Here is a 25,226-nt window from a genome sequence, read left to right on the forward strand (position 1 = left end):
CGGGAGGGCGCGCGGCGCCCGGTCACGCGCCGCCACCCGGCGGCCGCGGGGCCGGCCGCTGCTCGCCGGCCGGGTTGGCCGGGATGCGGCTCATGACGTGCTCGGCGAGCGCGGTGATGGTGAGCGACGGGTTCACGCCCAGGTTCGCCGGCACCAGGCTGCCGTCGGCGACGAACAGGTCCTGGTAGCCGAACACGCGCCCCTGCGCGTCGCACACGCCCTCGGCCGGCGAGGCGCCCATGGTCGCGCCGCCCAGGATGTGCGCGGTGCTCGAGGCGCCCAGGAAGACCTCGTGGAGCCCGCTCTGCGCCACGCCGTCCATCTTCACCGCCATCCTCCGCGCCACGGCGTTCGCGAGCGGCATGTAGCTCGGCGGCCGGGGGCCGTCGAGCGCGCTGGTGAGCGACCGCCCCCACGGCCGGCGCGCCAGGCGCAGCCGCAGGTGGCTCGCGAGCGGCTGCATCACGAGCAGCACCGCGGTGCGGCGCGCCCAGCCGAACGGCCAGTGCGCGCGGAAGAAGTCCACCGGGTGCCGGAACAGGTTCCCGAGCCAGCGCAGCGGGCGCGGCCAGGGCGGGCCGCCGCCGGTGAGGTGCGTGGCGAGGAGCGACATGAAGTCGTGGCCCGCGCCGTAGCGGACCACCTCCATGTGCGTGTCGTCGTCCGCCTGCAGGCCCGAGGTGATGGCGAGGCCGTGGCTGTAGTCCACGTCGTCGCGGCGGGCCGTCACCGCCAGCAGCGCCTCGCTGTTGGTGCGCACGTGGTTGCCGAGCTGGCCGGAGAGCGCCGGCAGGCTCCCGCCGGCCTTGCAGCGGAGCAGCAGGCGCACCGTGCCGATCGCGCCCGCGGCCAGCACCACGCCGCGCGCGCGGAGCACGCGCCGGTTGCGCCGGACCACGTGCGTGGACGATCGCGTGTGGACCTCCCAGCCGCCGCCCGCCAGCGGGCGGAGGTCGGTGACCAGCGTCTCCGGCAGGATCTCCGCGCCGCGCCGCTCGGCCAGGTAGAGGTAGTTCCGGTCGAGCGTGTTCTTCGCGCCGTGGCGGCAGCCGGTCATGCACTCGCCGCAGAGCGAGCAGCCGATCCGCTCCGGCCCCTCGCCGCCGAAGTACGGGTCCGGCGCGGTGCGCTTCGCGTCGCCGAAGTGCACCGCCACCGTGTGGCGCGAGAAGGTGTGGCCGCGCCCGGTCTCCTCGTCCACGGCCTGGCGCAGCGCCTCGTCGCCGGGGAAGACCTCCGGCGCCTCCACCGCGCCCAGCATGAACTTCGCCATCGCGTAGTGCGGCGCGAGGCGCGCCCTCCAGCCGCCCCCCGGCCAGCGCGCGTCCTCGAACGCGCGATCCGGCGGGACCAGCAGCGTGTTCGCGTAGACCAGGCTGCCGCCGCCCACGCCCGCGCCGTGCAGCACCAGCACGTCGCGCAGCAGCGTGATCTGCTGGATCCCGAACAGCCGCAGCCTCGGCATCCACAGGAACTTGCGCAGGTTCCAGTTCGTGCGCGGGAAGTCCTCCGGGCGCCAGCGCTTGCCCATCTCGAGCACGCCGACGCGCCAGCCCTTCTCGGCGAGGCGCAGCGCGGAGACCGAGCCGCCGAAGCCGGAGCCGATCACCAGGTAGTCGTAGTCGAAGCGGGCGTCGGGCTCGGTGGGGCCGGGCATGGTCGGGCGCCCATCGTAACCGCCGCGGCGGCGGGCGGTCGAGCGGCGCGCGGCCCCGCGCTCGCGCCCTGCCGGGTTGGCGCGGTAGGTTCTCCCCCGTGGAACCCACCCTCGAGCTCCTGTCGCGCGACCCGGCCTGGCGCCCCACCGCCGAGGAGGCGGCGCCCTGGCTGCGGCTCGCGGAGGCCCCCGGCGCGCCCGAGGGGCTGCTGCGCGAGGTGCGCTGGTGGGGCGCCTTCGAGGCGGCCCGGCGTCGCGCCTGGGACGAGGTGAGCGCGCTCGCCGAGGCGGGCCTGGCCGAGCCGTTCACCGAGCGCGAGGCCATCCGGCTGGCGCTGCTGCACTGCATGTCCGGGAGCGTCGCCGAGGCCGAGCACGTGGTCGCGCAGGCGGTGCAGCTCGGGGCCAGCGACGAGGGGCTCCCCCGGCGCGTGGCCGAGGCGTGCGCGCGCGAGGGGCTGCGGGAGGCGGCGGAGCGGTTGGGGGGCCCGGGCGGCCGTCACGAACCGTGAAGGGCGGGGGCGGTGCGCCCGCCCGGAGCCGACCCTCCGCCGCGCGTGCCACGCGCCGCACGGTGCGGTAAGAGCGTGCGCATGGCCGACCGGAACGATGCCCTCCTCCGAACGCCCGCCTGGAGGGCGCTCGAGACCCACCTCGCCGAGCTCCGTCCCCTGCACCTGCGCGAGCTGTTCGCGCGCGATCCGGGCCGCGGCGAGCGGCTCGCGGCGGAGGGCGCCGGGCTGTACCTCGACTACTCGAAGCAGCGCGTGACCGAGGAGACCGTCCGGCTGCTGGTCGGGCTGGCCGAGGCGCGCGGCCTGCCCGGGCGGCGCGCGGCCATGTTCCGCGGCGAGAAGGTCAACGCCACCGAGGGCAGGGCGGCGCTGCACGTCGCGCTGCGCGCCCCGCGCGGCGAGCGGATCGAGGTGGACGGGAAGGACGTGGTGCCCGAGGTCCACGCGGTGCTCGACCGCATGGCGGCGTTCGCGGAGCAGGTGCGGAGCGGCGTCTGGACGGGCTTCACCGGACGGCGCATCCGCACGGTGGTGAACGTCGGCATCGGCGGCTCGGACCTGGGGCCGGCCATGGCGTACCGCGCGCTGCGGGCGTACGCGACCCGCGAGCTCGCGTTCCGCTTCGTCTCCAACGTGGACGGGACCGACCTGGCCGAGGCGGTCCGCGACCTCGATCCCGCCACGACGCTGTTCCTGGTGGCCTCGAAGACGTTCACCACGCTCGAGACCATGTCGAACGCCGCCTCGGCGCGGGCCTGGCTGCTCGCGGCGCTCGGCGACGAGCGCGCGGTGGCGCGCCACTTCGTGGCCATTTCGACCAACGAGGCCGAGGTGCGCCGGTTCGGCATCGATCCGGCGAACATGTTCGGCTTCTGGGACTGGGTGGGCGGGCGCTACTCGATGGACTCCGCCATCGGGCTCTCCACCATGATCGCCGTCGGCCCCGACGGCTTCCGCGAGCTGCTCGCTGGGTTCCGGGCCATGGACGAGCACTTCCGCGACGCGCCGCTGGCGCGCAACCTGCCCGCGCTGGTCGGCCTCATCGGCGTGTGGAACGCGAACCTGCTCGGCGCGGACACCGTCGCGGTGCTCCCCTACGACCAGTACCTCGACCGCTTCCCCGCGTACCTGCAGCAGCTCACCATGGAGTCGAACGGGAAGCGCGTGACGACCACGGGCGCGCCGGTGGAGGGCCACGGCACCGGCGCGATCTACTGGGGTGAGCCGGGCACGAACGGGCAGCACTCCTTCTACCAGCTGCTCCACCAGGGCACGCACCTCGTCGCCTGCGACTTCATCGGCTTCTGCCGGACGCTCAACCCGCTCGGCCGCCACCACGACCTGCTCATGGCGAACCTGTTCGCGCAGGGCGAGGCGCTCGCGTTCGGCAAGACCGCCGAGGAGGCGCGCGCGGAGGGCACGCCGGAGGCGCTCGTGCCGCACCGCACCTTCCCCGGCAACCGGCCCTCCAGCACGATCCTCGCCGACCGCCTCGCCCCGCGGACGCTCGGGGCGCTCGTCGCGCTCTACGAGCACGCCGTGTTCACCCAGGGCGTGATCTGGGACGTGGACTCGTTCGACCAGTGGGGCGTCGAGCTGGGGAAGGTGCTCGCGAACCGGATCGTGAAGGAGCTCGAGTCGCCCGGCGAGCCGCCGCTGGCGCACGACGGCTCGACGAACGCGCTCATCCGGCGCTACCGGGCGAGGCGGGGCGGGTAGGCGTCGGATCGCGTCAGCCGAGCAGCCGGCCGATCGCTCCGCGCAGCCCGCGCACGCGGGTGCGCGGGAGCACCAGCGTGTCCGGGCTCGAGACCAGCGGCGATGCGTAGAGTCGGTGGCCCACCGCGACCCGCGCCGGCGCGCTCCGCAGCCGGTGCACCCGCCGCTGCACCAGCAGCGCGACACCGTAGGCGGTCCCGACCAGCGTCAGGATGAGGACGAGATCGTCGAGCATGGCTGCTCCCCCCGAGCAGGAAGTTGCAGCAAGCCACGGGGCGCGCTTCCGTTGGAACACCACAAAGGGCGAGCACGGGCGCGGCTGCGCGCTGCAGCCGCAGTGCTCCCCGGCGTGTCGCGAACGCGCGGGACGCCAGGCGCGGAGGAACGGGACGGCGCTATCGCAGCGCGGTCAGCGTGACCGTCGGGCGGAGGGATCCCCGTGCCGGAGGCAGCGCGAGGTTCGCGCCGAGCCCGCTGATGGTGCGGACGTTGGAAGCGAGCGCCCGGATGCCCGCCGGGAGCGGAGCGACCGCCGAGCGCGCCCGGCGGCGGCGCCCGGCGACGAGCACGGCGGCCAGCGAGACCACCATCAGGGCAAGGATCGTGAGCGGGAGCGCGAGGCCGGTCATGGTCACCCCCGTGCGCGAAGCCGGCACGGCAATCGACCAAGCTCGATCCGTCGGCCGCGATGCGCCGCTCCCCCGAGAGGTGTCGCCGGCGCCGCTGCGTCCAGCGCGTCAACACGGACGGGTCACGGAGTTGACGCGCGGCAAGGAAGCCAGGGGCCGCGGGCTGATACCGGATGCCCCGGATCTCACAGACGGGGGAGGCTTCACCCATGTCCCGACGCACCGCCGGTCTGCCGGCCGTCGTCCTCGCGCTCGCGCTCGCGGGCTGCAACTCCGCGCGCAACGCAGCCACGGAGGATCGAGCCGAGGGTCCGGCGTGCACCCGCTGTCACGGCGGCGCGGAGAACGCGAGCGGCGCGCCGCCGCTCGACGCGCACGGCGAGAGCGACACCACGCGCATCTCGGTCGGCGCGCACACGGCGCACGTGTCCGGGTCGCACGGCGTCGCCGCGCCGCTCGGCTGCGAGGCCTGCCACGCCGTCCCGGATCCCGCGAATCCGCTCGGCCACGTGGACGGGAAGCCCCGCGTCGTCCTGGGGGTGGCCGCGAAGGCCAACGGCACCGCGGCCTCCTGGAACCCGGCCGACGCGACCTGCTTCGCGTACTGCCACGGCGTCTCGCTCGCCGGCGGCGCCGCGACGCGGCCGACCTGGACGCGCGTGGACGGGACGCAGGCCGCCTGCGGCGCCTGTCACGGCGATCCGCCGCCGGCGCCGCACCCCCAGTCCACGGACTGCGGGATCTGCCACCCGGCGACCATCCTCGCCGGCACGCTCCGCACCATCGACGTCGCCGGGGGCCGGCACCTGAACGGCACCGTGGACTTCTCCACCGGCTGCGCGGACTGCCACGGCGATCCCACGCGGCCACGCAACCCGGCCGCGCCGCCCCGGGGGACGCACGGCGAGACCGCCTCGTCGTCCGTCGCGGTCGGCGCGCACCAGGCGCACCTCGAGGCCGGTCCGCTCGCCGGACCGTTCGCGTGCACCGAGTGCCACGTCGTCCCCACCGGCCTCGAGCACCTCGACGGCACCGCGCGCGTCACGTTCGGACCGCTCGCGGCGCGCGGCGCGCAGCCGTCCTGGGATCGCGCCAGCGCCACCTGTGCCTCCACCTATTGCCACGGCGCGACGCTGCGGAACGGCGGCGGTGAGCGGACCACGCCGGTGTGGACCGGCGGTGCGAGCCAGGCCGCGTGCGGCACCTGTCACGGCGCGCCGCCCCCGCCGCCGCATCCCCGCGGCACCGGCTGCGCGATCTGCCACCCGGGCACGGTGAACGGCGACGGAACCGTCAACGTGGCCGGCGGCATGCACGTGGACGGCACGGTGCAGGTGAACCAGTTCCACCCGGTGAACTGGATGGAGCCGACCGCCCACGGCTACGCGGCGAACCGCGACCTGGCGAGCTGCCGGACCTGCCACGGCGAGGACCTGGCGGGCGGCGGCACCGGGATCTCGTGCGCCAGCTGCCACGGCGCCGGCTGGCAGTCGAACTGCACGTTCTGCCACGGCGACGCGAACCGGGCCGTGAACAAGCCGGCGCCGCCGGTGGGCACGCAGGGAGAGCTGGGCACCGACGCTCCCGCCGTCGGGGCGCACCTCGCGCACGTCCAGGCCGGGACGCTGCGCGGTCCGCTGCCGTGCGCGGAGTGCCACACGGTGCCCACGGACCTCACGCACGTGACGGGCGCGGTCGAGCTGGCCTGGGGCTCGCTCGCGGTGACGGACGGCGCCACCCCCGCGTACCAGGGCGGCGCATGCGCGTCGACCTACTGCCACGGGGCGACGCTCGCGGCCGGAGGGACGAACCACGCACCGCGCTGGACCACCGTGGACGGCACGCAGGCCGCGTGCGGCACGTGCCACGGCCTGCCGCCTCCTCCTCCGCATGCGCAGCTCTCCAACTGCGGCGCCTGCCACCCCGAGACCGTGGACGCGGCGGGCAACCTGAGGCTGGACGGCGGCAAGCACATGAACGGCCACCTGGAGCGCTCCGAGACGCACCCGGCGGGCTGGAATGATCCCGCGCAGCACGGCTACGCCGCGAACGCCGGGCTCGCGTCCTGCCGCACCTGCCACGGCGCCGACCTCGAGGGCGGCACGAGCGGCGTGTCGTGCAGCGCCTGCCACGGGACGGGCTGGCAGTCGAACTGCACGTTCTGCCACGGCGATCCGTCTCGCTCCGTGAACCGCGCCGCGCCGCCGGTCGGGACGCGCGGGCAGGCGCTCACCACCGATCGCGCGGTCGGCGCGCACGAGGCCCACGTCCTCGGCGGCCCGCTGGCGCGGCCGCTGGGCTGCGCCGAGTGCCACGTCGAGCCCACGGACCTGTCGCACGTGGACGGGGCGCCGGCCGTCACCTGGGGCACACTGGCGCGCACCGACTCCGCCGCGCCCGCCTGGAACGGCGCCACCTGCGCCGGGACCTACTGCCACGGCGCCACGCTCGGCGCCGGCGGCGCGAACGTCGCGCCTGCCTGGACGGTGGTGGACGGGACGCAGGCCGCCTGCGGCGCCTGCCACGGCGCGCCGCCCCCGCCGCCGCACGTCGCGAACGCGGACTGCGGCCGCTGCCACGACGGCTACACCGCCACCTCGGTGAACGTGGCAACGCACGTGAACGGCGAGCTCGACGTGAACGCCATGGCGTGCACCTCCTGCCACGGCGACGCCTCGCGCGAGGTCGGCGCGGCCGCGCCGCCCGTGGGCACCCGCGGCGAGACCGCCACCACGGACCGCGCCGTCGGCGCGCACCAGGCGCACGTGCAGGGCAGCGCCATCGCGCGGCCGTTCGACTGCGACGAGTGCCACCTGAACCCCTCCGACCTCCACCACATCGACGGCACGCCGGCCCTGGTGTGGAGCGCGCTCGCCAGCGGTGGCGGGTCGCCGCAGTGGGACGGCGCCACCTGCGCCTCGACGTACTGCCACGGCGCCACGCTGGCCGGCGGCGGCAGCAACGTCCGGCCGGCCTGGACCGTGGTGGACGGCAGCCAGGCGGCTTGCGGCACCTGCCACGGCGCGCCCCCGCCCTATCCGCACCCGGCGCGGACCGACTGCGGCACCTGCCACCCGGGCGCCGCCGACGGCGCGCCCGCGCGCGACGTGCACGTGGACGGCAAGGTGGACGTGACCGCGGCCGGCTGCGCGCTGTGCCACGGCGACGCCTCGCGCCCCGTCGGCGCCGCCGCACCGCCCGCGGGCACGCACGGCGAGACGGCCACGACCGATCGCGCGGTGGGCGCGCACCAGGCGCACGTGCAGGGCAGCGCCATCGCGCGGCCGTTCGACTGCGACGAGTGCCACCTGAAGCCCACGGGCCTGGGCCACATCGACGGGAATCCGGCCATCGTGTGGGGCACGCTCGCGTCCGCGAACGGGAACGTCTCGCCGATCTGGAGCGGCGCCACCTGCGCGTCCACGTACTGTCATGGCGGGACGCTGCGGGCCGGCGGGACCAACGTCGAGCCGGCCTGGACGCAGGTGGACGGGACGCAGGCCGCCTGCGGAACCTGCCACGGGACGCCTCCGCCCCCGCCGCACCCCGCGAACCCGGACTGCGGGGCGTGCCATACCGGCTACACCTCCACCAGCGTGAACGTGGCGACGCACGTGGACGGGCGGCTGGACGTGGGCGGCCTCACCTGCACGTCCTGCCACGGCGACGCTTCGCGCCCGACCAACGCGGCGGCCCCGCCGATCGGCACCGGCGGCGAGACCGACCCGTCCACCCGCGCGGTGGGCGCGCACCAGGCCCACCTCGCCGGCAGCCGCTGGTCGAACGGCTTCGCGTGCACGGAGTGCCACGTGGTGCCCACCGACATGCTGCACACCGACGGCGCCGCGCAGGTGTCGTTCGGAGTGCTCGCGACCGGCGGAGGCGTGCTCGCGCCGGTGTGGGACGGGAGCGGGTGCGCCACGGTCGCCTGCCACGGCGCCAGGGTGGGTGGCAGCGTGATCCCGTCGTGGACCGGCGGTCCGGGCCAGGCCGAGTGCGGCTCGTGCCACGGGCTGCCGCCGACCACGGGGCCGGCGCACGGGACCTCGACGTTCCGGCGCTACCACGGCGCCAAGGCCTGCGCCGAGTGCCACGGGGCCGGGTACCAGACGCAGGCGGGCTACGAGGCGGTGAACAAGGACCGCCACGTGAACGGGGTGGTCGAGGCGCTGGCCTGCACCGACTGCCACACCGACTGGTGAGCGGCGCCGGCGGGCCGGCTTGCCGGCCCGCCCGCCGCGCCGCGACCGGCCGCCGTGCTATCGTCGCGCGCCCGCGGTCCCGGACCGCGGGACTGCTCATGAACGCGACCGCGCCGCGAAAGCTCGCGAGGGCCCTGCCGATCGCCGCGATCCTCGCGCTGGGGCTGACCGCCTATGCGAATGCGCTGGGGGGGCCGTTCGTCCTCGATGACCACTCGTCGATCATCGACAACGCGGACATCGCCCATCCGGCGCGCTACCTGCCGGGCGGACCGGGCTACGCGTCCGGACCGAACCGCGCGTTCACGTACTTCACGCTTGCGCTGAACCACCGGCTCGGCGGGCTCGACCCGGCCGGCTACAAGGCGGTCAACGTCGCGATCCACCTGGCCGGCGCCCTACTGGTCTACGCGCTCGTCCTGCTGGCGCTCCGGACGCCGCGGCTCGCCGGGTCGGTCCTGGCCCGATCCCCGCGCGCCGTCGCGCTCTGCGCGGCGGCGCTGTTCGTGGCGCACCCGCTCCAGACGCAGGCCGTGACGTACGTGGTGCAGCGGCTCACGTCGCTCGCGACGCTGCTCTACCTCGCGTCCGTGGTGCTGTATGCGCGCTGGCGCGAGCGCCTCGACGGCGGTGCGGTGGCCGGCTCGCGGGCGGTGCTCGGCTACCTGCCGGTGATCCTGGCGGCGCTCCTCGCGATGCGATCGAAGGAGATCGCGCTCACGCTGCCGCTCGCGATCGCCGCGTACGAGCTCTGCTTCCTGGTCGCGACGCCGCGCCGGCGTCTCCTCTACCTCGCGCCCGTGCTGGCCACGCTGACCGTCATCCCCATGACCCAGCTCGGCGGCAGGATCGCGGAGGGCGGCGGGGCGGAGGCGGGCGCGACACGGCTCGCGTCGGCCGCGGCCGCCGCGGCCAACACGACGAGCGCCCGCCCCTACGCGGAGTACGTGACCTCGCAGCCGGCGATCATCGCTCGCTACCTCGGGATGGTGATCCTGCCGGTGGGCCAGAGCATCGACCACGGCTTCGAGACCTACCCCCTCGCGGATCCCGCGGTGCTCCTCGGCCTCGCCATCCTGGGCGGGCTCGCCGTGCTCACCGCCTGGCTGCTGGCCGCCACGCGGCGGCGGGCGGCGCGCCCGAGCGCCGTGGATCCGGCGGCGCGGCTCGTCGCGTTCGGCATCGTCTGGTTCCTGCTCGGCCTCTCCCTCGAGTCGCTGGTGGCGCTGCAGGACCTGATGGTCGAGCACCGCATGTACCTGCCTTCGGCCGGCCTGTTCGTCGCCGTGGCGGCCGCCGCCGGGCTCGCGGCCGAGCGCGTCGCGCCGCGGCGCTGGGGGCGAGGGCTGGCGGGCGGCGCGCTCGCGCTCGGGATCGGCCTCGCCGCGGCGACGTTCGCGCGGAACGAGGTGTGGTCGGACGACGTGCGCCTCTGGGCGGACGCCGCCGCCAAGGCCCCGTCCAACCCCAGGACGCACGGCAACCTGGGCTATGCGCTCGCGCAGCGCGGCGACGTCGCGTCGGGCATGGCCGAGATCGACACCGCGCTCCGCCTCAAGCCCGATTTCTACCAGGCGCACACGAACAAGGGCGTCCTGCTGCTGCAGCAGGGCCAGCTCGCGCCGGCGCTCGAGCACCTGCGATACGCCGTCGCGCTCGCGCCGGACGACGCGCCGTCGCGCTTCGCCCTCGCCCGGGCGCTGCATGCGGCCGGGGACCTCGCCGGCGCGGTCGAGGCATATCGGGCGGTCCTCGGCCGGTCGGGTCGCCACCGGCTGGCCCTGAACAACCTGGCCGTCGCGTACGCGCAGATGGGCCGCCTGGACCTCGCCGTCGAGCACTTCCGGCGGGCGGCCGAGCTGGATCCCGGCGATCCGGAGCCCGCGGTGAACCTCGGTCGCGCGCTGCTCTCGCTCGGCGACGCCGCCGGCGCGCGGGCCGCCGCCGAGGCGGCCCTCCGGACCGCCCCGCGGCACGCCGGCGCGCGCGCGGTGCTCGGGGGCGCCTACCTCGCCATGGACCAGGCGGCGCCCGCGGCGGAGCAGCTGAGCCTGGCGGTCCGGCTGGGCTCGCGCGACCCCGAGACCTTCGACCGGCTGGCCGCAGCGTACGCGAGGCTCGGTGCCGGTGAACAGGCCGACGCTGCCCGGGCGGCGGCGCTCAGGCTCAGAACCGGCGCGGGCCCGTGAGATGAGCGCCTCGGAGATGTCCGGCGCCTTCGAGGGGCCGGGCCGTCACGGACCGTACATCGCCGCGCTCCTGGCCCTGAGCGCGCTCGCGTGGGCCAACGCGCTCACCTGCGGGTTCGTCTTCGACGACCTCCCCTCGATCGTGCACAACCCCGACATCCGGCAGCTCGGGGGCTACCTGCCCGGCGGGCACGGGTACCTCGGCCGCCCGAACCGCTGGGTGGGCTACCTGACGTTCGCGCTCAACTACCGCGCCGGCGCGCTCGCGCCGGCCGGCTACCACGCCGTCAACGTCGCCATCCACCTCGCGACCGCGTGCCTGGTCTACGGGCTCGCCGTCCTGCTCCTCGGCACGCCCAGGCTGGCAGGGTCGCGGGTCGCGCGGTCGCCCCGCGCCTTCGCGTTCGTGACGGCGGCGCTCTTCGCGTGCCACCCGCTGCAGGCCCAGGCCGTCACGTATGTCGTCCAGCGGCTCACCTCGCTGGCGACGCTCTTCTACGTCGGAAGCGTGGTCCTGTACCTGTGGGCCCGGCTCGCCCCCCCCGGCGCGCGCGGGCGTCGCGTCGCCGCCTACGCCGGCGCGGTCGCTTCCGCCGCGCTCGCTGCCCGGACGAAGGAGATCGCCGTCACGCTTCCCGCTGCGCTCGCGCTCCTCGAGCTCGCGTTCCTCGACGGGCGTCCCTGGCGGCGTGCGCTCGCGCTGACGCCCTTCGCGCTGGTCGCGCTCTCGATCCCGCTGACCATGATCGGTGCGCGAACGCTCGCCGGGGCGGCGGTCTCGGACGTGCTCTCCGCCGCCGCGAGCGCGACCCGCGTGCAGACGACGCTCGGCCGGCTCGAGTACCTCGCGACCGAGACGACCGTGGTCGTCGAGTACGTGCGGCTGCTCCTGCTCCCGATCGGGCAGAACGTGGATCACGTGCACCCGATCCACCTCTCGTTCCTGGACGGGCCGGTCCTGCTGTCGAGCGCGGGGATCCTTCTCGCGGCAGCGCTCGCGCTCTACGCGGTCGTGCGGAGGCGCCGGGACGACGCGATGGCCGCCCTGGCCGGCTTCGGGGTGCTCTGGTTCCTCCTCGCGCTCACGGTGGAGTCGAGCGTCTTCCCCATCGTGGACGTGATCAACGAACACCGCGTCTACCTCCCGTCCGTGGGCTTCTTCCTGGCCGCGGCGGTCGCGATCGGCTGGGTGACGGCGTGGCTCGCCCCGGCGCGCGCCGGAGCGGCGAACGTCGTTGCCGGCGCGGTGCTCGCCGCCGTGCTCGCCGCCGGCACCCACGCGCGCAACCGGGTGTGGGAGAGCCAGTTCACGCTCTGGGCCGACGCGGCGCGGAAGTCGCCGCGGAGCCCCAGGCCGCTGAACAACGTGGGGGTCGCGCTGGAGGAGGCAGGGCGCCGCGACGAGGCGGAGGCGGCGTTCCTCGCCGCGATGCGGATCGATCCCGGGCACGCGGAGTCCTGCTACAACCTCGGGCGGCTCTATCTCGAGTCGGGCGGCGCCCTGGACGACGCGATCGCGCTGTTCCGGCGCGCCATCGCGCTCCGACCCGACTACCCCGAGGCGTACGCGAACCTCGGCGCCGCGCTGGTGCGGGCGCAGCGCTACGCCGAGGCGGCGCAGGTGCTGGGCGACGCCGGGGCGATGCTGGGGACGAGCGCGGAGGCGGCGTTCAACCTCGGGGTCGCGCGGGTGATGCTCGGCGACGCGGAGGGCGCGCGACGCCAGATCGAGGCGCTGCGCACCGCATCGCCGGAGCTGGCGCTCCGACTCGAGACCTTCGCGCGGCCGCTGCTGGAACGCGGCCGCTAGCACCTTGGCCGTCCGGAGCGACCCTCGCCGCGCAACGCGTGCGTCGAGCGCGCGCATCGCTTGCGTCCACGCTTGGCGCGCGCGAGGCGCTCGCGGGCCGCGGCTCGCGGCGTGGGGGCGCGGTTGGGGGTTCCGGTGTGGGTGCCTTCCCCCGGCCTGGGTGAAATCCCCCAGATCGCGAGCCGTGGTCGCTCGCGCAAGCCGCGGATCCGGCCGATTTCGCGCGATCCGGCCGGGCGCTCCGGCGGCACCGCGCATGCACAGAGGCGGCGCGACGTAGTGACGGGGACGCAGCACCGCCGCCGGAGCCGGGATGACCGACCCCGGGGCAGCAGGGAAGAAGGTTCGCAGCGGAGCAACTCAGCCGGGCCGCCAATGGATGGCGGCCCCATTGAACGGAGCAGAGGGGACACGATGAAGTTCACGCGTTTCGCAATCGTTGCAGCGCTCGCGCTCGTTTCGGGCCGGGCGTATGCGTTCCACGCCGGCGGCGTCGCCCAGTGCGAGGGCTGCCACACGATGCACAACTCGACGACGGCCGGCGCGGGCACCGCGTCGACGGTCATGGGCAACAACCCGACGATCGGGCAGGCCAGCGCCTACCTGCTCCAGGGCCAGGACCCGAGCTCCACCTGCCTCATCTGCCACGGCCGCGCCGGCGTGAGCAGCTACCACGTGTACGAGCCCAGCCTCGTGACGGCCACGACCGCGACGTTCGCGGCGTCGATGGTGAACTTCACCCCGGGCGGCGACTTCGGCTGGCAGGCGAACACCGGGTTCGGCGCGCGCAACCAGCGGCGCTTCGGCCACTCGGTCATCGCGGCTGCGTATGCCGGCATGGTCGCCGACACCCGTCCGGGCGCTCCGGCCGGTGACGCGGCTGGCGTGTACAACGGCGCGAACTTCTCCTGCGTCTCCTGCCACGACCCGCACAGCAAGGCGCGCTTCGACGCGACCGGCGCCCAGGTGACGGGCCTGCCGATCGCCGAGTCCGGCTCCTACCCGATCGGTGGCGCGCTCCCCGCCGGCACCGCGATGGGCGCGTACCGCCTCCTCGCCGGCGTCGGTTACCAGCCGAAGTCCTCGGCCACCCAGCCGGCCTTCACGGTGGCCCCGCCGGTCGCCGTGGCGCCGTCGAGCTACAACTCCTCCGAGCTCAACACCTTCAACGCCGGCACGCGCGCGGGCCAGGTCGTGGTCGCGTACGGCAGCGGCATGTCCGAGTGGTGCGCCACCTGCCACCCCGGCATGCACAACAACACCAACACCTCGGGCCAGATCTTCAAGCACCCGGCCGGCAACACCGCCACGATGAGCGCGACGGTGGCCGCGAACTACAACACCTACCTGAAGTCGGGCGACCTGACCGGCTCGAACGCGTACGACGCGATCGTCCCCTTCGAGCAGCACGCTGCCGACCGCGCCTCCCTCGAGGCCGAGGCCGTGGGCGTGACCGGCACGCCGTCCATCACCGCCGTCGCGGGCACCAGCGGCGTGATGTGCCTCTCCTGCCACCGCGCGCACGCGTCGCCGTACGAGTTCGCGCTGCGCTGGGCCGACAAGGAGTTCATCATCGAGGCCGGCGAGTACTACGGCGTCGAGGCCGGCGCCCGCGGCGAGTGGCGCAGCTCCGCGATCATCCAGGCGGCGCACCAGAACCGCCCGGCGACCGCGTACTCGACGTTCCAGAAGTCGCTCTGCAACAAGTGCCACGCGAAGGACTAGTGGTCGCTTGCTGACGTAGCTGGATCCGGAGGGAGCCGCGCAGCACGCGGCTCCCTCCTTTCTTTTTTTTGTCCGGATTGCCACCGGGACGCTCCGGCCCCGATGGAACGGGCTCGCGCGTCGTGGCAAAGTGTGGGGCGGGGGTCGCCCATGGTCCGACATCGAGGCGCCGCGCTCGCATTGCTGCTGGCCATCGGCGGCTCGGGGTGCTCGGCGGTGCGCGCACGGTCCGCGAACCCGGGGCCGCTCGGCGCCGATGGCGACCTCTACGTCTACCTGCAGCCGGTCGGCCGGGAGGTCGAGAACGTGACCTTCGGCGTGACCGGTGTCGAGATTCTCGGGCCGGGGGAGGGCGGCGCGCAGCCGATGCGGGTGGCGCTCTCCGAGGTGGGCCGCGACGGACGCGGGCGGCAGCGGCTCCTCGCGCACGGGCGGCTCCCCGCCGGCAACTACGCGGGGCTTCGCATCCACGTCGGCCGCGCTCGCCTCGAGACGCCGGACGGACCCGCCGATCTGCTGGTTCGCTCCGAGGCGGTGCAGGTGCCCGCCGCCTTGACGGTGACGCCCGGGCGGGCGCAGGTCTTGTGGCTCGTCTTCCGCGAGGCGCAGCCGGCCGGCGACGAGGTTGCGTTCGCGCCGCGCTTCTCGCTGCTGGCGCCGGAGACGACCCACCCGCAGCGGATCGGCTACTGCGCGAGCACGGCGGACAACGTGCTCGTCGCGTTCGACCGGTACGACCGCCAGGTGACCGCTGCGATCGCGACGGGCATGGGGCCCGCGGGCGTGGCCATGGACGAGGGCGCCAACCTCGCCTACGTGGCGCTCTCCCTCGAGGACCGGATCGAGGTCCTGGACCTCACGAACGGCCAGGTGCGCGAGCCGATCCGGCTGCGCCCGGGCGACGGACCGTACGACGTCGCCCTGGTCGAGAACGGCCGGACCCTGCTGGCCGTCAACCGGCGCTCCAGCACCGTCTCGTTCCTGGACACGAGCGCACGCGTGGAGGTCGGTCGCGTCACGGTCGGCGAGGAGCCCTGGTCGCTGCGGCTCGACCCGCAGCGCCACCGCGCCTACGTGTTCGGACGGCGCGCCAACACGGTCACCGCCGTGGACGTCACGCGCCGCGCCGCGGTCGGCTCGGCGGCGACCGAGCCCGAGCCGCTCCGCGGCGACCTCGACCGGAGCGGCTCCCGGCTGTTCGTGGTCCACGCGGGCTCGGCGTACCTGTCGATCTACACGCTCCCCGGGCTCGCGCCGGCGGGCCGGCTGTTCGTGGGGCTGGGGGCGAGCGCGATCCTCGTCGACCCCCGGACCGACCTCCTCTACGTCGCGCAGGCGGGCAGCCCCGCGCTCGCGGTGTTCGACCCGTTCTCGCTGGTGCCGCTCGGGGGCGTGGACGTGGGCGGCGCGGCCTCGTTCCTGGTGTTCGACGCGACGCAGAACCTGCTGTTCGCGCTCCTGCCGGAGCGGCGGGCCGTCTCGGTGGTCGATCTCACCGCGCAGCGCCAGGTCGGCCTGTTCGAGGTCGGGCGTGAGCCTTACGATCTGGCGCTGTCCGGGGAGCGGCGTTGAGGGGAGCGCTGCGAGCCATGACCATCCTGCTCGTCGCGGCCGCCGGGCTCGGGCCGGGCGCCACCCGCGCCGACGGGCTCTCGGTCGCCGCCGAGCCGACGTACGCGCTCACGCGGCTGCGGCTCACCGACGCGACGGGCCTCACCACCACGACCGACTCGCAGAGCCTCACCCAGCAGTACCGGCTCGGGCTGGACAAGGCCTTCACCGAGGCCCTGCTGTGGCGGGCCAACGGCATGCTCCTGCGAGACGAGATCTGGTCCGATACCGACGGTGCGTCCTCCGACAGCACGCGCCAGGAGTGGACGCTCTCGACGGGGCTCGGGTGGGGTGGGACGGTGCTGGGCGGCAGCTTCACGTACGATCGGGACACCGTGGACGCGAAGTACAGCGCCGAGGCTGCGGGCGGCGGCCGCCAGCGGACGCGCGTGCCGACGCTGGTGAGCGAGACCTACGGCGCGTCGATGAGGTGGAGCCCGGCGGACCTGCCCAACCTGAACCTCCGCCTGAGCCGGACCAACCAGTTCGACGAGGACCGCGCCCAGTACGACACGTCCAGCACGACCGCGGGGGTCACCGCCACGTACTCGCCGACGAACGAGGTGGGCCTGTCCTACGCGACGACCTACAGCACCGTCGACGACCGGGTCGACGACACCAGCACCTGGACGCTCGGCCAGGTCGCGACGGCGACGTACCGGCGCCGCTTCTTCGAGGGTCGCTCCAACGCGTATCTCACCTACGGCCTCCAGAGCGCGATCTCCGAGACCAAGGCCACCTCGGAGCTGGGGGCGGTACGAACGCAGCGCCCGCCGCTCTCCGGGCTCTCGCTCGTGGAGACCTTCCCGGACATCCCGTCCACCGACACGCTCAAGCCGAACCCGGCGCTGGTGGACGGGACGTCCAGGCGAGCGCCGGGATCGACCTCGGCTTCCAGCGAACGCTGGCCGGCGACACGGCGCAGCGCGACCTCGGCGTGCAGATGGGGGAGCCGCTCGAGCCCGTCAACGTGGTGCAGGTCTGGGTGGATCGACTGCTGCCGGAGTCGGTCTGGCGCGCGGTCGAGTGGTCCGCCTGGCGGAGCGACGACAACGTCAACTGGGTGCCGGTGCCCCTGGACGGCGCGGTGACGTTCGGGCCGTTCCAGAACCGGTTCGAGATCCCCATCCAGCGGACCCGGTCGAAGTACCTGAAGGTCGTGACCCGGCCGCTCGCCGCCACCGTGACCACGGACGCGGCGCTCGGGGCGATCCTCGTCACCGACGTGATGCTGTTCGAGGAGGTGTCCGCGGCGGCGGTCGCGGGCCGGAGCACCAGCCTCACGAACGCGGTGAGCGGCACGGTGACCACCCGGCTGCTGGATTCGCCGGCCTTGCAGCACGATCTCAGCTTCCAGCTGGCCAAGGCCAGCGGGACGTCGGCGGCGTGGACCATCGCGAATGGCCTCGGGCTCACGCAGCGGCTGCACCGGACGGCGACGCTCACCGCGCGCGTGGCGCGAACGGACAGCCGATCCGGCGGCGAGCACGTCGGCCAGTTCGACTGGGGCACCTCGCTCGGCGTCAACCCGATCCCGGCTGCGTCGGCAGGAGCCACCTATGCCGGCGCCTGGTCGCAGCTCAAGGAGGGCGACCAGCTCCGCAACTCGGCCAGCGTCTTCGCGCGCGCGGACCTGTACCAGGGGCTGAGCGTGACCGGGAACGCCGGCCAGTCCTACGTCTCGGGCCTGGGATCCTCGACCCGGACGACGTTCACCTCCGCGACCACCTCGATCGTCCCGAACCGCGCGCTGAACCTGTCGGGGACGTACGGCTACAACCGGACGCGCACGGAGGTCGGCGAGCGGGTGCGCGACTCGGAGGGGCAGCAGGCGTCCGGGCTGGTGACGTTCACCCCGTCCCCGCGCTGCTCGCCACAGCGGGCGCCACGAGGTCCACGCAGTCCGGAACGAGCCCCCGGTTGCTCTGGAACTACCTGGTCTCGTACGCGCCGCTGCGCGGGGGGGACCTGGTGTTGACGGCGCAGCACCAGGAGACCTCCGACGACGTCGCCGACGCGACCACCAAGTCCACGAGCGGGAGCGTTCGCTGGAACCTCCGGCCGAACGCGTACCTGGACCTCAACTACTCGAACATCGACAACCGTTCCCCGCAGAGCAGGACGAGAACGGACTCCCTGATGCTCCATCTCTTCCTGACGCTGTCCTGAACGCGACGCACGCTCGAGCATGCCATGACGACCCGAACCTCGATCTCGACCTGCCTGGCGATGACGCTGCTCCTCGCTGCCAGCGCCTGCCGCTCCTCCGGCCGCGTGTACCACGACGCCAACATGGACTTCGGCTCGATCCGGACCGTCGCGGTGATGCCGTTCTCGAACCTGACCCGCGAGGCGGCCGCGGCCGATCGCGTGCGCGACGTGTTCTCGAGCGCGCTCCTGGCGACCGGTGGCATCTACGTGCTGCCGCCCGGCGAGGTCGCCCGCGGGATCGCGCGCGCCGGCGTCGCGCTCCCGTCCAGCCCCTCGGTCGAGGAGGTGGTGAAGCTCGGCTCGGTGCTCAAGGCGGACGCGGTGATCGTGGGCGTGGTCAAGGAGTACGGGGAGGTCCGGTCCGGCACGACGGCCTCGAACGTGGTCTCGATCAGCGCGCAGATGCTCGAGGCCTCCACCGGGAAGGTGGTCTGGTCGGGGCAGTCGACCAAGGGAGGGGTCTCCCTCAGCGACCGCCTCCTCGGGAGCGGGGGGGAGCCGGTGAACCGGATCACCGAGGAGGCGGTCGATGACCTCCTGTCGCAGCTCTTCCACTAGGACGGCGCTGCTGCTGGCGCTCGCGGCGTGGGGCGCGGGGTGCGGCGGGGCGCGCGTACCCGTCGCCACGACCCCGGCCCCGGCGCGCGTCGCCGTCTTCCCCAGCGTGAACGTCGGCGGAGGACCCGCGCCGGCGGAGGACTTCGACCGCGCCGTCGAGGAGACCGTCGCGCGCGCCGGGCTCGAGGTCGTGCCCCGCCAGGCGCTCGACGAGTTCCTGGCCCGGCACCGGGTTCGCAGCACGGGCGGCGTGGACGCGGAGACCGCGGTCGCCGCGCGCGAGGAGCTCGGCGTCGACGCGATCGTCGTCGCCTCGGTGGGCGCCTACCAGCCGCAGTCCTTTCCCATGCTCGCGGTCACGCTCCGGCTCGTGTCCACGGGCGGGCCGCCGCGGATCCTCTGGATCGACGGGGCGGTGCGCTCCGGCGACGAGCGGCCCGGCCTGCTCGGCCTGGGGCTGATCCACGATCCGGCGCGCGTCCAGCGCATCGTGCTCGACCGGCTCGGGCGGTCGCTCCGGGCATTCCTGCACGGCGGCGCGCGAGCCAGCCGCTGCGAGCCCGAGCGGCGCTTCCGGCCGCGGCTGGTGTTCCGTTCGCCCCGGCTGCGGGAGGGGCCCTTCAAGATCGCGGTCCTGCCCTTCATGAACGAGACGCGGCGACGGAGCGCAGGCGATGCGGCGACGCTCGAGCTCGCCCGGCAGCTCTCGGCCTCGCCCGCGGTCGAGGTCGTCGAGCCGGGCCTGGTCCGGTCGGTGCTGCTGGAGAACCGCCTGCTCATGCCCGGCGGCGTCTCCGTGGACGTCGCGAGCACGGTGCTCGACAAGCTCGACGCCGACCTGGTGGTCGCCGGCGTGGTGCGTCGGTACGAGGACGGCGGAGGCGCGTCCGGCGCCGCGCGCGTGGAGTTCACGCTCCAGGTGCTCGATCGCGCCCACGAGGTCGTGGCGTGGAGCTCGGTCTCGGAGGGAGACGGCGCCGATGGCGTCTGGTGGTTCGATCTCGGCCTGGTGCGGAACTCCGCCGATCTCCTGTGCCGCGTCGCCGCGTCGGTGGTGGATCGGATGGACCTGCAGGTCGCGCGCGGCTCGGGCGGCGCCGACGAGGCTTCCCCTCGAAGCCGGACCCGGGGCTCCGTGCGCCGCGGATACGGGACCCGATGACCGGCGAGAACGCGCTCGCCGACGGCCGCTGCGGGAATCCGTCGCGCGGCGCAATCATTGCGCTCGGAGGGCTCGATCCACCTGAAAAGAGCCCGAAATTTCCGCATCTTACGATGTAGTCGCGAGGCACAACCGTTGCATCGAGGTCGGCCGCCCACATGACCATCCCGCACGTCACGTCCCGCTCCCTGCTCGTCGCCGTTCTCGCGCTCACCGCGCCCCGCGCCGTCTTCGCGGCGGAGCCATCCAAGCCGTCCGGCCCCGGCGCGGCGGCCCAGCCGGCGAAGGCAGCCGACCCGGCGGCCGCTGCCAAGGCGGCGCCGATGACGGCGCGCATCGAGGCGCCCCTGTTCTCGCCGCTCTTCGCGCGCATGCCGATCGCGCGCATCGACGACCAGGTCGTCCCGCTCTCCGAGCTCCAGGAGGCCCTGGCGTCCACGCACGGTGAGCGGAGCGCGGGGGCCGCCACGGCGCCGGACTTCAAGGCCGTGCTCCAGCGGATCATCGACTCGCGGCTCCTCATCATGGAGGCGCGCGAGATGGGGCTGGACGAGCTGCCCGAGCTGAGGGAGCAGCTGACGGTCTTCAAGGAGGTGACGCTGCGCGAGACGCTGCAGCAGCAGGTCACCAAGGACGTCAAGCCCGACGCGCTCGAGGTCGAGCGCATCTACAAGGAGTCGGTGCGGCGCTGGAAGGTGCGCTCCCTCCTCTTCAAGAAGGAGGAGGACGCGGCGGCGGTGAAGACCGCGCTCGCTGGCGGAAAGACCTTCCCCGAGCTTGCGAAGCAGCTCATCGCGGAGAAGAAGGCGGAGGGCAGCAGCGAGCCGGAGATCCTGTCGCCCGACCAGGCGTTGCCCGCCGTCGTGGCCGCGCTCCAGCCGCTGCAGAAGGGCCAGGTCACTGCGCCGCTGAAGCTGCAGAACGGGTCCGCCGTCCTCTACGTGGAGGATCTCGTCTACCCGGACGATCCGGCGAAGCGGGCCGAGGCGGAGGCGGCGTCGATCGATCGGCAGGGCGGGCAGCTCCTCATCGCGTTCCGGAAGGAGCTCGACCGCAAGTACGTGAAGATCGACGAGGCCCTGCTCCGGAAGATCGACTTCGACGCGCCGAAGCCGGGGTTCGCCGTGCTCGTCAAGGACAAGCGGCCCATCGCCCGCATCGCCGGCGAGGCGCCCATCACCGTGGGCGATCTCGCCAACGCGGTCGGCGAGAAGTTCTTCCACGGCGTGGAGAAGCCGCAGCAGGAGAAGCGGGTGGACAAGCTCAAGCGGCCGCGGCTCGACGGGCTCATCTACAAGCGGGTGTTCACGAAGGAGGCGCGGGTCCGGAAGCTCGACCAGTCCGAGGAGTACCTGCGGGCCGTCGCGGACCAGGAGAACTCGCTCGTGTTCGGCACGTTCGTCCAGCGCGTGCTGGTGCCGGACGTCTCCCTCAAGGACGAGGACCTGCGGGCGTACTACGACGGCCACCGCGACGAGTTCACCGCCGCGCCCCTGTATCGCCTGGACCAGCTGGCGTTCCCCGACATGAAGGGCGCGCAGCGCGCCGCCGAGCGGCTCGCCCGCGGCACCGACTTCAAGTGGCTCAAGGCGAACGCCGAGGGGCAGCTCACCCCCGGTCAGCGCGCGCTCGACTTCGAGGGCCAGCTCCTCTCCGCCAAGGGGCTCCCGGAGGATCTCGCAGGGGCGCTCGCGTCGGCGCAGGTCGGCGACTACCGCATGCACCAGGGGCCCAGGGGGCAGGGCTACGTGGTGCTGGTGGTGTCGCGCACCGACCCGCAGGTCCAGCCGTACGAGGAGGCCAAGAAGGACATCCAGAAGAAGCTGTTCGGGCAGGCGCTGAACCGCGCGGTGACCGACTGGGCCGCGAAGCTGCGCGCCGCGCACGAGATCGAGACGTTCATCACCCGCATCGGCAACTGAGGCTGGGTCCTCCAGCGAGGGAATGGCCGTGACGCGCACGATGAGACTCTGGCGGATCCTCGCGCTGGCGGCGTTCACCGCCGGCGTGCTCGCGGCGCCCGCGGGGGCGGGCGCCGCCGATCGCAAGTTCAAGCGGAAGGAGTGCCTCGACTGTCACACCGAGGAGGCGAAGAAGTTCTCCGCCTTCCGCTTCACCCACGAGGCGGTGAAGAAGGGCGAGTGCGAGGCCTGCCACCAGCGCCACGGCATCGTCCCGAAGCTCCTGCTCAAGGAGAGCGGCAACAAGCTCTGCTACTCGTGCCACAAGCCGGCGTCCATCGGCATGGACCAGCCGAACGTGCACGCGGTCCTGAGGACCGGGTCGTGCACGCAGTGTCACGCCGTCCACGGCTCGAACGCGCCGCACATGCTGAAGGCGGAGGGGAGCGCCGCCTGCTGGGAGTGCCACGACCGCAAGGCGTTCGAGCGGAAGAACGTGCACCCGGTGCTCGCCAAGGAGGGCTGCGGCGCCTGCCACGCGACGCACGCCTCGGCGCAGAAGTCGCTCCTCAAGGCCGAGGAGGGGCAGCTCTGCGTGAAGTGCCACGCGCCGACGTCGGGCGGGTTCGCCAAGGCGCACGGGGGGTACCCGGTCGCCGGGAAGCGCTGCAGCGCCTGCCACGAGCCGCACTCCTCCGACCAGCCGAAGCTGATGAAGGCCTCGGTCCACTCGGCGCTGTCCGGCGGCTGCGACCAGTGCCACGCCGCTCCGAGCAGCCCGAAGCCGTTCGCGGTGCAGGAGGCGGGGGGCAAGCTGTGCGCCAACTGCCATGACGCGAAGGACGTGACCAAGGGCCAGAAGGTGGTCCACGCGCCCGTGCGCAAGGAGGAGTGCGTCGCCTGCCACGACCCGCACGCCTCGAACAACCCCGCCATGACCCGGGCCGCGGGCGCCGCGCTCTGCACCGGCTGCCACGCGGGCAAGGACGCGAGGAAGCTGGTCGCGCACAAGCCCATGTCCGGGCCCAAGGCCTGCCTCGGCTGCCACCAGCCGCACGCGGCGCCGGTGAAGGGGCTCCTCGCGGCGGAGGTCTCGAAGAGCTGCGCCGCCTGCCACCCCAAGGTCGCCGAGCAGACCAAGCGCAAGGTCGTCCACGTGCCGTTCGCGGACGGCGAGTGCGCCACCTGCCACGATCCGCACGGCTCGGACTTCCCGGGCATGACCGGGTCGCGCCAGGACAAGCTGTGCTTCGGGTGCCACGCCGACGCCGAGACGCGGTTCGTGAAGGCGCACACGCACAAGCCCGTGCTCGAGGGCAAGTGCAGCGCCTGCCACGCCGGCCACTCGGCCGACCGGCCCAAGCTGCTGAAGACCGACGGCGCGAAGATGTGCCAGGGGTGCCACGGCGAGCTCATGAAGCTCGCCTCCGCCGGCGTCGTCCACAAGCCGTTCGCCGAGGGGGCCTGCCTGACCTGCCACGATCCGCACGGCTCGAACGCCGGCGGGATGATCGTGAAGGACCAGAAGGCGCTGTGCCTCTCCTGCCACGCCAAGGTGGCCGCGAACTCCGAGTCGGCGAAGAGCGTCCACGCGGCGTTCGCGTCGGGTGAGTGCACCAAGTGCCACAACCCGCACGGCGCCAAGCTGAAGGGCCTGCTCAACGCGGCCGGCCCGGACCTCTGCTTCTCCTGCCACACCAAGCAGAAGGAGAAGATGGCCGGGGAGACCCGGCACGCGCCCGCCGACGACTGCCTCTCCTGCCACTCGCCGCACCAGTCGGCGCAGCCCAAGCTCACCAGCGAGCCGGTGGGGGCGCTCTGCGAGCAGTGCCACGACGTGAAGGCGTCGCAGTTCTCGACCCGCCATGCGGGCATCGACCCGAAGGTGATGCACTGCGTGGCGTGCCACGACCCGCACTCGTCCAAGGACCCGAAGTTCCTCAAGACGGCGGTCCACCCGCCCTTCGCCGCGCGCCAGTGCGACAGCTGCCACCTGCCGGTGGCCGCGAAGTGAGAGGACCCATGCGCTCGCGAATCGCTCTCCTCCTCACGCTGATGGCTGCGGCCGGCCCCGCGGTGGCCGCGACCAAGGCGCCGCCGGCGAAGGCCCAGCCCACCGCGGCCGCGCCGAAGCAGGGCAACCCGTACCGCCTGAAGGCGGGCGCCGAGGGCAAGCTCTGCCTCGACTGCCACGCGGACTTCGAGCAGAAGCTCGCGCAGAAGTCGGTGCACACGCCCGTCCGGACGCGCGATTGCGTCGGCTGCCACAACCCGCACGCCTCGGACCACGGCAAGCTGCTCGCGGACACCGGCGGCCAGATCTGCGCCCGGTGCCACGGCGCGATGGTCCCCGCCTCGGCGAAGAGCCTCCACGCCCCGGTCAGCGAAGGCAAGTGCGCGAGCTGCCACGCGGCGCACGCCTCGAACTTCAAGAACAACCTGCTGAAGGGCGGCGCGGAGCTCTGCGCCGGCTGTCACAAGAAGCTGGTGGACGGCATCGCGGCGGCGAAGGTGAAGCACAAGCCGGTCGAGAACGACTGCGCGACCTGCCACGAGGTCCACGGCTCCACGGCTGCGCCGAGCCTGCTCAAGAAGGACGCGCCGGATCTCTGCGTTGGGTGCCACCGCCCCGACGGCGCCATCTTCCTGAAGAAGCACATGAACTACCCGGTCGGGAAGGCGCGCTGCACGACCTGCCACGACCCGCACGGCTCGAACAAGCCGGGCATGCTCTACGACCACGTCCACCCGCCGGTCGCGCGCGGGCAGTGCGCGCAGTGCCACGAGCCGCCCGGCTCCCCCAACCGCTTCAAGCCGAAGCAGGCGGGCGTCGAGCTGTGCAAGCTGTGCCACGCGCCGAAGATCGGCGAGTTCACCGCCAAGGCGCGGGTGCACCGGCCGGTCCTGGAGGGCGACGCCTGCCTGACCTGCCACGGTCCGCACGCGTCGAAGCAGGCGGGCCTGCCGCGGGCGAACCTGACGGTGGTCTGCGGCGAGTGCCACGCGGACACCATCAAGCGGCAGAAGCTCTCGCCCGCGAAGCACGAGCCGGTCGGCGCCGGGGAGTGCGGGGCCTGCCACGATCCGCACTCGTCCGACACGCCGCTCATGCTCACCGGGGCGAACCGGATCGAGATGTGCGGCAAGTGCCACGACTGGCAGCGCCACTCGTCCCACCCGATCGGCGAGAAGGTGAAGGATCCGCGCAACCCGAACCGGAACGTGGACTGCCTGAGCTGCCACCGAGCCCACGGGACCGAGTACGCGCAGATGCTGCCGTTCCCGACGACCACCGACCTGTGCACGAAGTGCCACGAGTCGTTCAAGAGGTGACGCC

At 73.8% G+C, this 25,226-nt stretch carries 18 protein-coding genes; 15 read left to right on the forward strand and 3 right to left on the reverse strand.

Features of this window, described 5'->3' with window-relative positions:
• Nucleotides 1–22: 22 nt before the first annotated feature.
• Complete coding sequence (locus tag ACOQFB_RS05060; RefSeq protein ID WP_059436726.1) at nucleotides 23–1,657, reverse strand: GMC oxidoreductase; 1,635 nt, start codon at nucleotides 1,655–1,657, stop codon at nucleotides 23–25.
• Between the two features lie 98 nt (nucleotides 1,658–1,755).
• Here ACOQFB_RS05060 and ACOQFB_RS05065 point away from each other — a divergent pair, with 98 nt between their 5' ends.
• Both ACOQFB_RS05065 and pgi read left to right on the forward strand, forming a co-directional pair.
• Entirely contained in the window at nucleotides 1,756–2,169 is a 414-nt protein-coding gene (locus tag ACOQFB_RS05065) for a hypothetical protein (protein WP_421608842.1), read from the forward strand.
• Nucleotides 2,170–2,250: 81 nt separating this feature from the next.
• Nucleotides 2,251–3,891, forward strand: coding sequence for a glucose-6-phosphate isomerase (pgi, locus tag ACOQFB_RS05070; protein ID WP_421608843.1), 1,641 nt, complete (start codon nucleotides 2,251–2,253; stop codon nucleotides 3,889–3,891).
• Between the two features lie 13 nt (nucleotides 3,892–3,904).
• Here pgi and ACOQFB_RS05075 read toward each other — a convergent pair whose 3' ends face one another.
• Together ACOQFB_RS05075 and ACOQFB_RS05080 are read right to left on the reverse strand one after the other, a co-directional pair.
• Nucleotides 3,905–4,126: a hypothetical protein gene (locus tag ACOQFB_RS05075; RefSeq protein ID WP_059436729.1), complete on the reverse strand. Its 222-nt coding sequence runs from the start codon at nucleotides 4,124–4,126 to the stop codon at nucleotides 3,905–3,907.
• A gap of 160 nt (nucleotides 4,127–4,286) precedes the next feature.
• Nucleotides 4,287–4,520 carry a hypothetical protein gene (locus ACOQFB_RS05080; RefSeq protein ID WP_059436730.1) on the reverse strand — a complete coding sequence of 78 codons (234 nt, stop codon included), beginning with the start codon at nucleotides 4,518–4,520 and terminating at the stop codon, nucleotides 4,287–4,289.
• A 209-nt stretch (nucleotides 4,521–4,729) separates the two neighbouring features.
• Here ACOQFB_RS05080 and ACOQFB_RS05085 point away from each other — a divergent pair, with 209 nt between their 5' ends.
• The 13 genes from ACOQFB_RS05085 (at nucleotide 4,730) to ACOQFB_RS05145 (ending at nucleotide 25,222) form a co-directional block, all read left to right on the forward strand.
• On the forward strand, nucleotides 4,730–8,722 hold the full coding sequence (locus ACOQFB_RS05085; protein WP_421608844.1) for a CxxxxCH/CxxCH domain c-type cytochrome: 3,993 nt from the start codon (nucleotides 4,730–4,732) through the stop codon (nucleotides 8,720–8,722).
• A 98-nt stretch (nucleotides 8,723–8,820) separates the two neighbouring features.
• Entirely contained in the window at nucleotides 8,821–10,911 is a 2,091-nt protein-coding gene (locus tag ACOQFB_RS05090) for a tetratricopeptide repeat protein (RefSeq protein ID WP_421608845.1), read from the forward strand.
• Between the two features lie 16 nt (nucleotides 10,912–10,927).
• Nucleotides 10,928–12,721: a tetratricopeptide repeat protein gene (locus tag ACOQFB_RS05095; protein WP_421608846.1), complete on the forward strand. Its 1,794-nt coding sequence runs from the start codon at nucleotides 10,928–10,930 to the stop codon at nucleotides 12,719–12,721.
• Nucleotides 12,722–13,135: 414 nt separating this feature from the next.
• A complete protein-coding gene (locus ACOQFB_RS05100; protein ID WP_421608847.1) occupies nucleotides 13,136–14,446 on the forward strand; it encodes a cytochrome C in 1,311 nt (436 codons plus the stop codon).
• Nucleotides 14,447–14,596: 150 nt separating this feature from the next.
• Nucleotides 14,597–16,018, forward strand: a complete 1,422-nt coding sequence (locus tag ACOQFB_RS05105; protein WP_421608848.1) for a YncE family protein — start codon at nucleotides 14,597–14,599, stop codon at nucleotides 16,016–16,018.
• A gap of 17 nt (nucleotides 16,019–16,035) precedes the next feature.
• On the forward strand, nucleotides 16,036–17,148 hold the full coding sequence (locus ACOQFB_RS05110) for a hypothetical protein (RefSeq protein WP_494492480.1): 1,113 nt from the start codon (nucleotides 16,036–16,038) through the stop codon (nucleotides 17,146–17,148).
• A complete protein-coding gene (locus ACOQFB_RS05115; protein WP_494492481.1) occupies nucleotides 17,043–18,035 on the forward strand; it encodes a hypothetical protein in 993 nt (330 codons plus the stop codon). Before ACOQFB_RS05110 ends, ACOQFB_RS05115 begins: the two co-directional genes overlap by 106 nt.
• On the forward strand, nucleotides 18,032–18,226 hold the full coding sequence (locus tag ACOQFB_RS05120) for a hypothetical protein (RefSeq protein WP_494492482.1): 195 nt from the start codon (nucleotides 18,032–18,034) through the stop codon (nucleotides 18,224–18,226). The genes ACOQFB_RS05115 and ACOQFB_RS05120 overlap by 4 nt, the downstream gene beginning before the upstream one ends.
• Before the next feature lie 24 nt (nucleotides 18,227–18,250).
• On the forward strand, nucleotides 18,251–18,826 hold the full coding sequence (locus ACOQFB_RS05125) for a GNA1162 family protein (RefSeq protein ID WP_421608850.1): 576 nt from the start codon (nucleotides 18,251–18,253) through the stop codon (nucleotides 18,824–18,826).
• The gene (locus ACOQFB_RS05130; protein ID WP_421608851.1) at nucleotides 18,798–19,988 is read left to right on the forward strand and encodes a hypothetical protein; all 1,191 of its coding nucleotides are present in this window, start codon (nucleotides 18,798–18,800) and stop codon (nucleotides 19,986–19,988) included. Before ACOQFB_RS05125 ends, ACOQFB_RS05130 begins: the two co-directional genes overlap by 29 nt.
• Nucleotides 19,989–20,146: 158 nt before the next feature.
• Complete coding sequence (locus tag ACOQFB_RS05135; protein WP_421608852.1) at nucleotides 20,147–21,910, forward strand: peptidylprolyl isomerase; 1,764 nt, start codon at nucleotides 20,147–20,149, stop codon at nucleotides 21,908–21,910.
• Between the two features lie 22 nt (nucleotides 21,911–21,932).
• Nucleotides 21,933–23,903, forward strand: coding sequence for a cytochrome c3 family protein (locus ACOQFB_RS05140; protein WP_421608853.1), 1,971 nt, complete (start codon nucleotides 21,933–21,935; stop codon nucleotides 23,901–23,903).
• Between the two features lie 41 nt (nucleotides 23,904–23,944).
• Nucleotides 23,945–25,222 (forward strand): cytochrome c3 family protein, encoded by a 1,278-nt coding sequence (locus ACOQFB_RS05145; RefSeq protein ID WP_494492483.1) that lies wholly within the window; start codon nucleotides 23,945–23,947, stop codon nucleotides 25,220–25,222.
• Nucleotides 25,223–25,226: the final 4 nt, after the last annotated feature.

The organism is Anaeromyxobacter sp. Red801 (genome assembly GCF_049201065.2).
In the GTDB taxonomy this organism is placed as follows: domain Bacteria; phylum Myxococcota; class Myxococcia; order Myxococcales; family Anaeromyxobacteraceae; genus Anaeromyxobacter.

Bases quoted from the DNA above. Each gene is read 5' to 3' on its own strand.
- ACOQFB_RS05075 (WP_059436729.1), bottom strand. From the start codon at position 4,126: ATGCTCGACGATCTCGTCCTCATCCTGACGCTGGTCGGGACCGCCTAC.
- ACOQFB_RS05080 (WP_059436730.1), bottom strand. From the start codon at position 4,520: ATGACCGGCCTCGCGCTCCCGCTCACGATCCTTGCCCTGATGGTGGTC.
- pgi (WP_421608843.1), top strand. From the start codon at position 2,251: ATGGCCGACCGGAACGATGCCCTCCTCCGAACGCCCGCCTGGAGGGCG.
- ACOQFB_RS05145 (WP_494492483.1), top strand. From the start codon at position 23,945: ATGGCTGCGGCCGGCCCCGCGGTGGCCGCGACCAAGGCGCCGCCGGCG.
- ACOQFB_RS05140 (WP_421608853.1), top strand. From the start codon at position 21,933: ATGGCCGTGACGCGCACGATGAGACTCTGGCGGATCCTCGCGCTGGCG.
- ACOQFB_RS05100 (WP_421608847.1), top strand. From the start codon at position 13,136: ATGAAGTTCACGCGTTTCGCAATCGTTGCAGCGCTCGCGCTCGTTTCG.
- ACOQFB_RS05125 (WP_421608850.1), top strand. From the start codon at position 18,251: ATGACGACCCGAACCTCGATCTCGACCTGCCTGGCGATGACGCTGCTC.
- ACOQFB_RS05095 (WP_421608846.1), top strand. From the start codon at position 10,928: ATGTCCGGCGCCTTCGAGGGGCCGGGCCGTCACGGACCGTACATCGCC.
- ACOQFB_RS05060 (WP_059436726.1), bottom strand. From the start codon at position 1,657: ATGCCCGGCCCCACCGAGCCCGACGCCCGCTTCGACTACGACTACCTG.
- ACOQFB_RS05085 (WP_421608844.1), top strand. From the start codon at position 4,730: ATGTCCCGACGCACCGCCGGTCTGCCGGCCGTCGTCCTCGCGCTCGCG.
- ACOQFB_RS05130 (WP_421608851.1), top strand. From the start codon at position 18,798: ATGACCTCCTGTCGCAGCTCTTCCACTAGGACGGCGCTGCTGCTGGCG.
- ACOQFB_RS05135 (WP_421608852.1), top strand. From the start codon at position 20,147: ATGACCATCCCGCACGTCACGTCCCGCTCCCTGCTCGTCGCCGTTCTC.
- ACOQFB_RS05105 (WP_421608848.1), top strand. From the start codon at position 14,597: ATGGTCCGACATCGAGGCGCCGCGCTCGCATTGCTGCTGGCCATCGGC.
- ACOQFB_RS05110 (WP_494492480.1), top strand. From the start codon at position 16,036: ATGACCATCCTGCTCGTCGCGGCCGCCGGGCTCGGGCCGGGCGCCACC.
- ACOQFB_RS05090 (WP_421608845.1), top strand. From the start codon at position 8,821: ATGAACGCGACCGCGCCGCGAAAGCTCGCGAGGGCCCTGCCGATCGCC.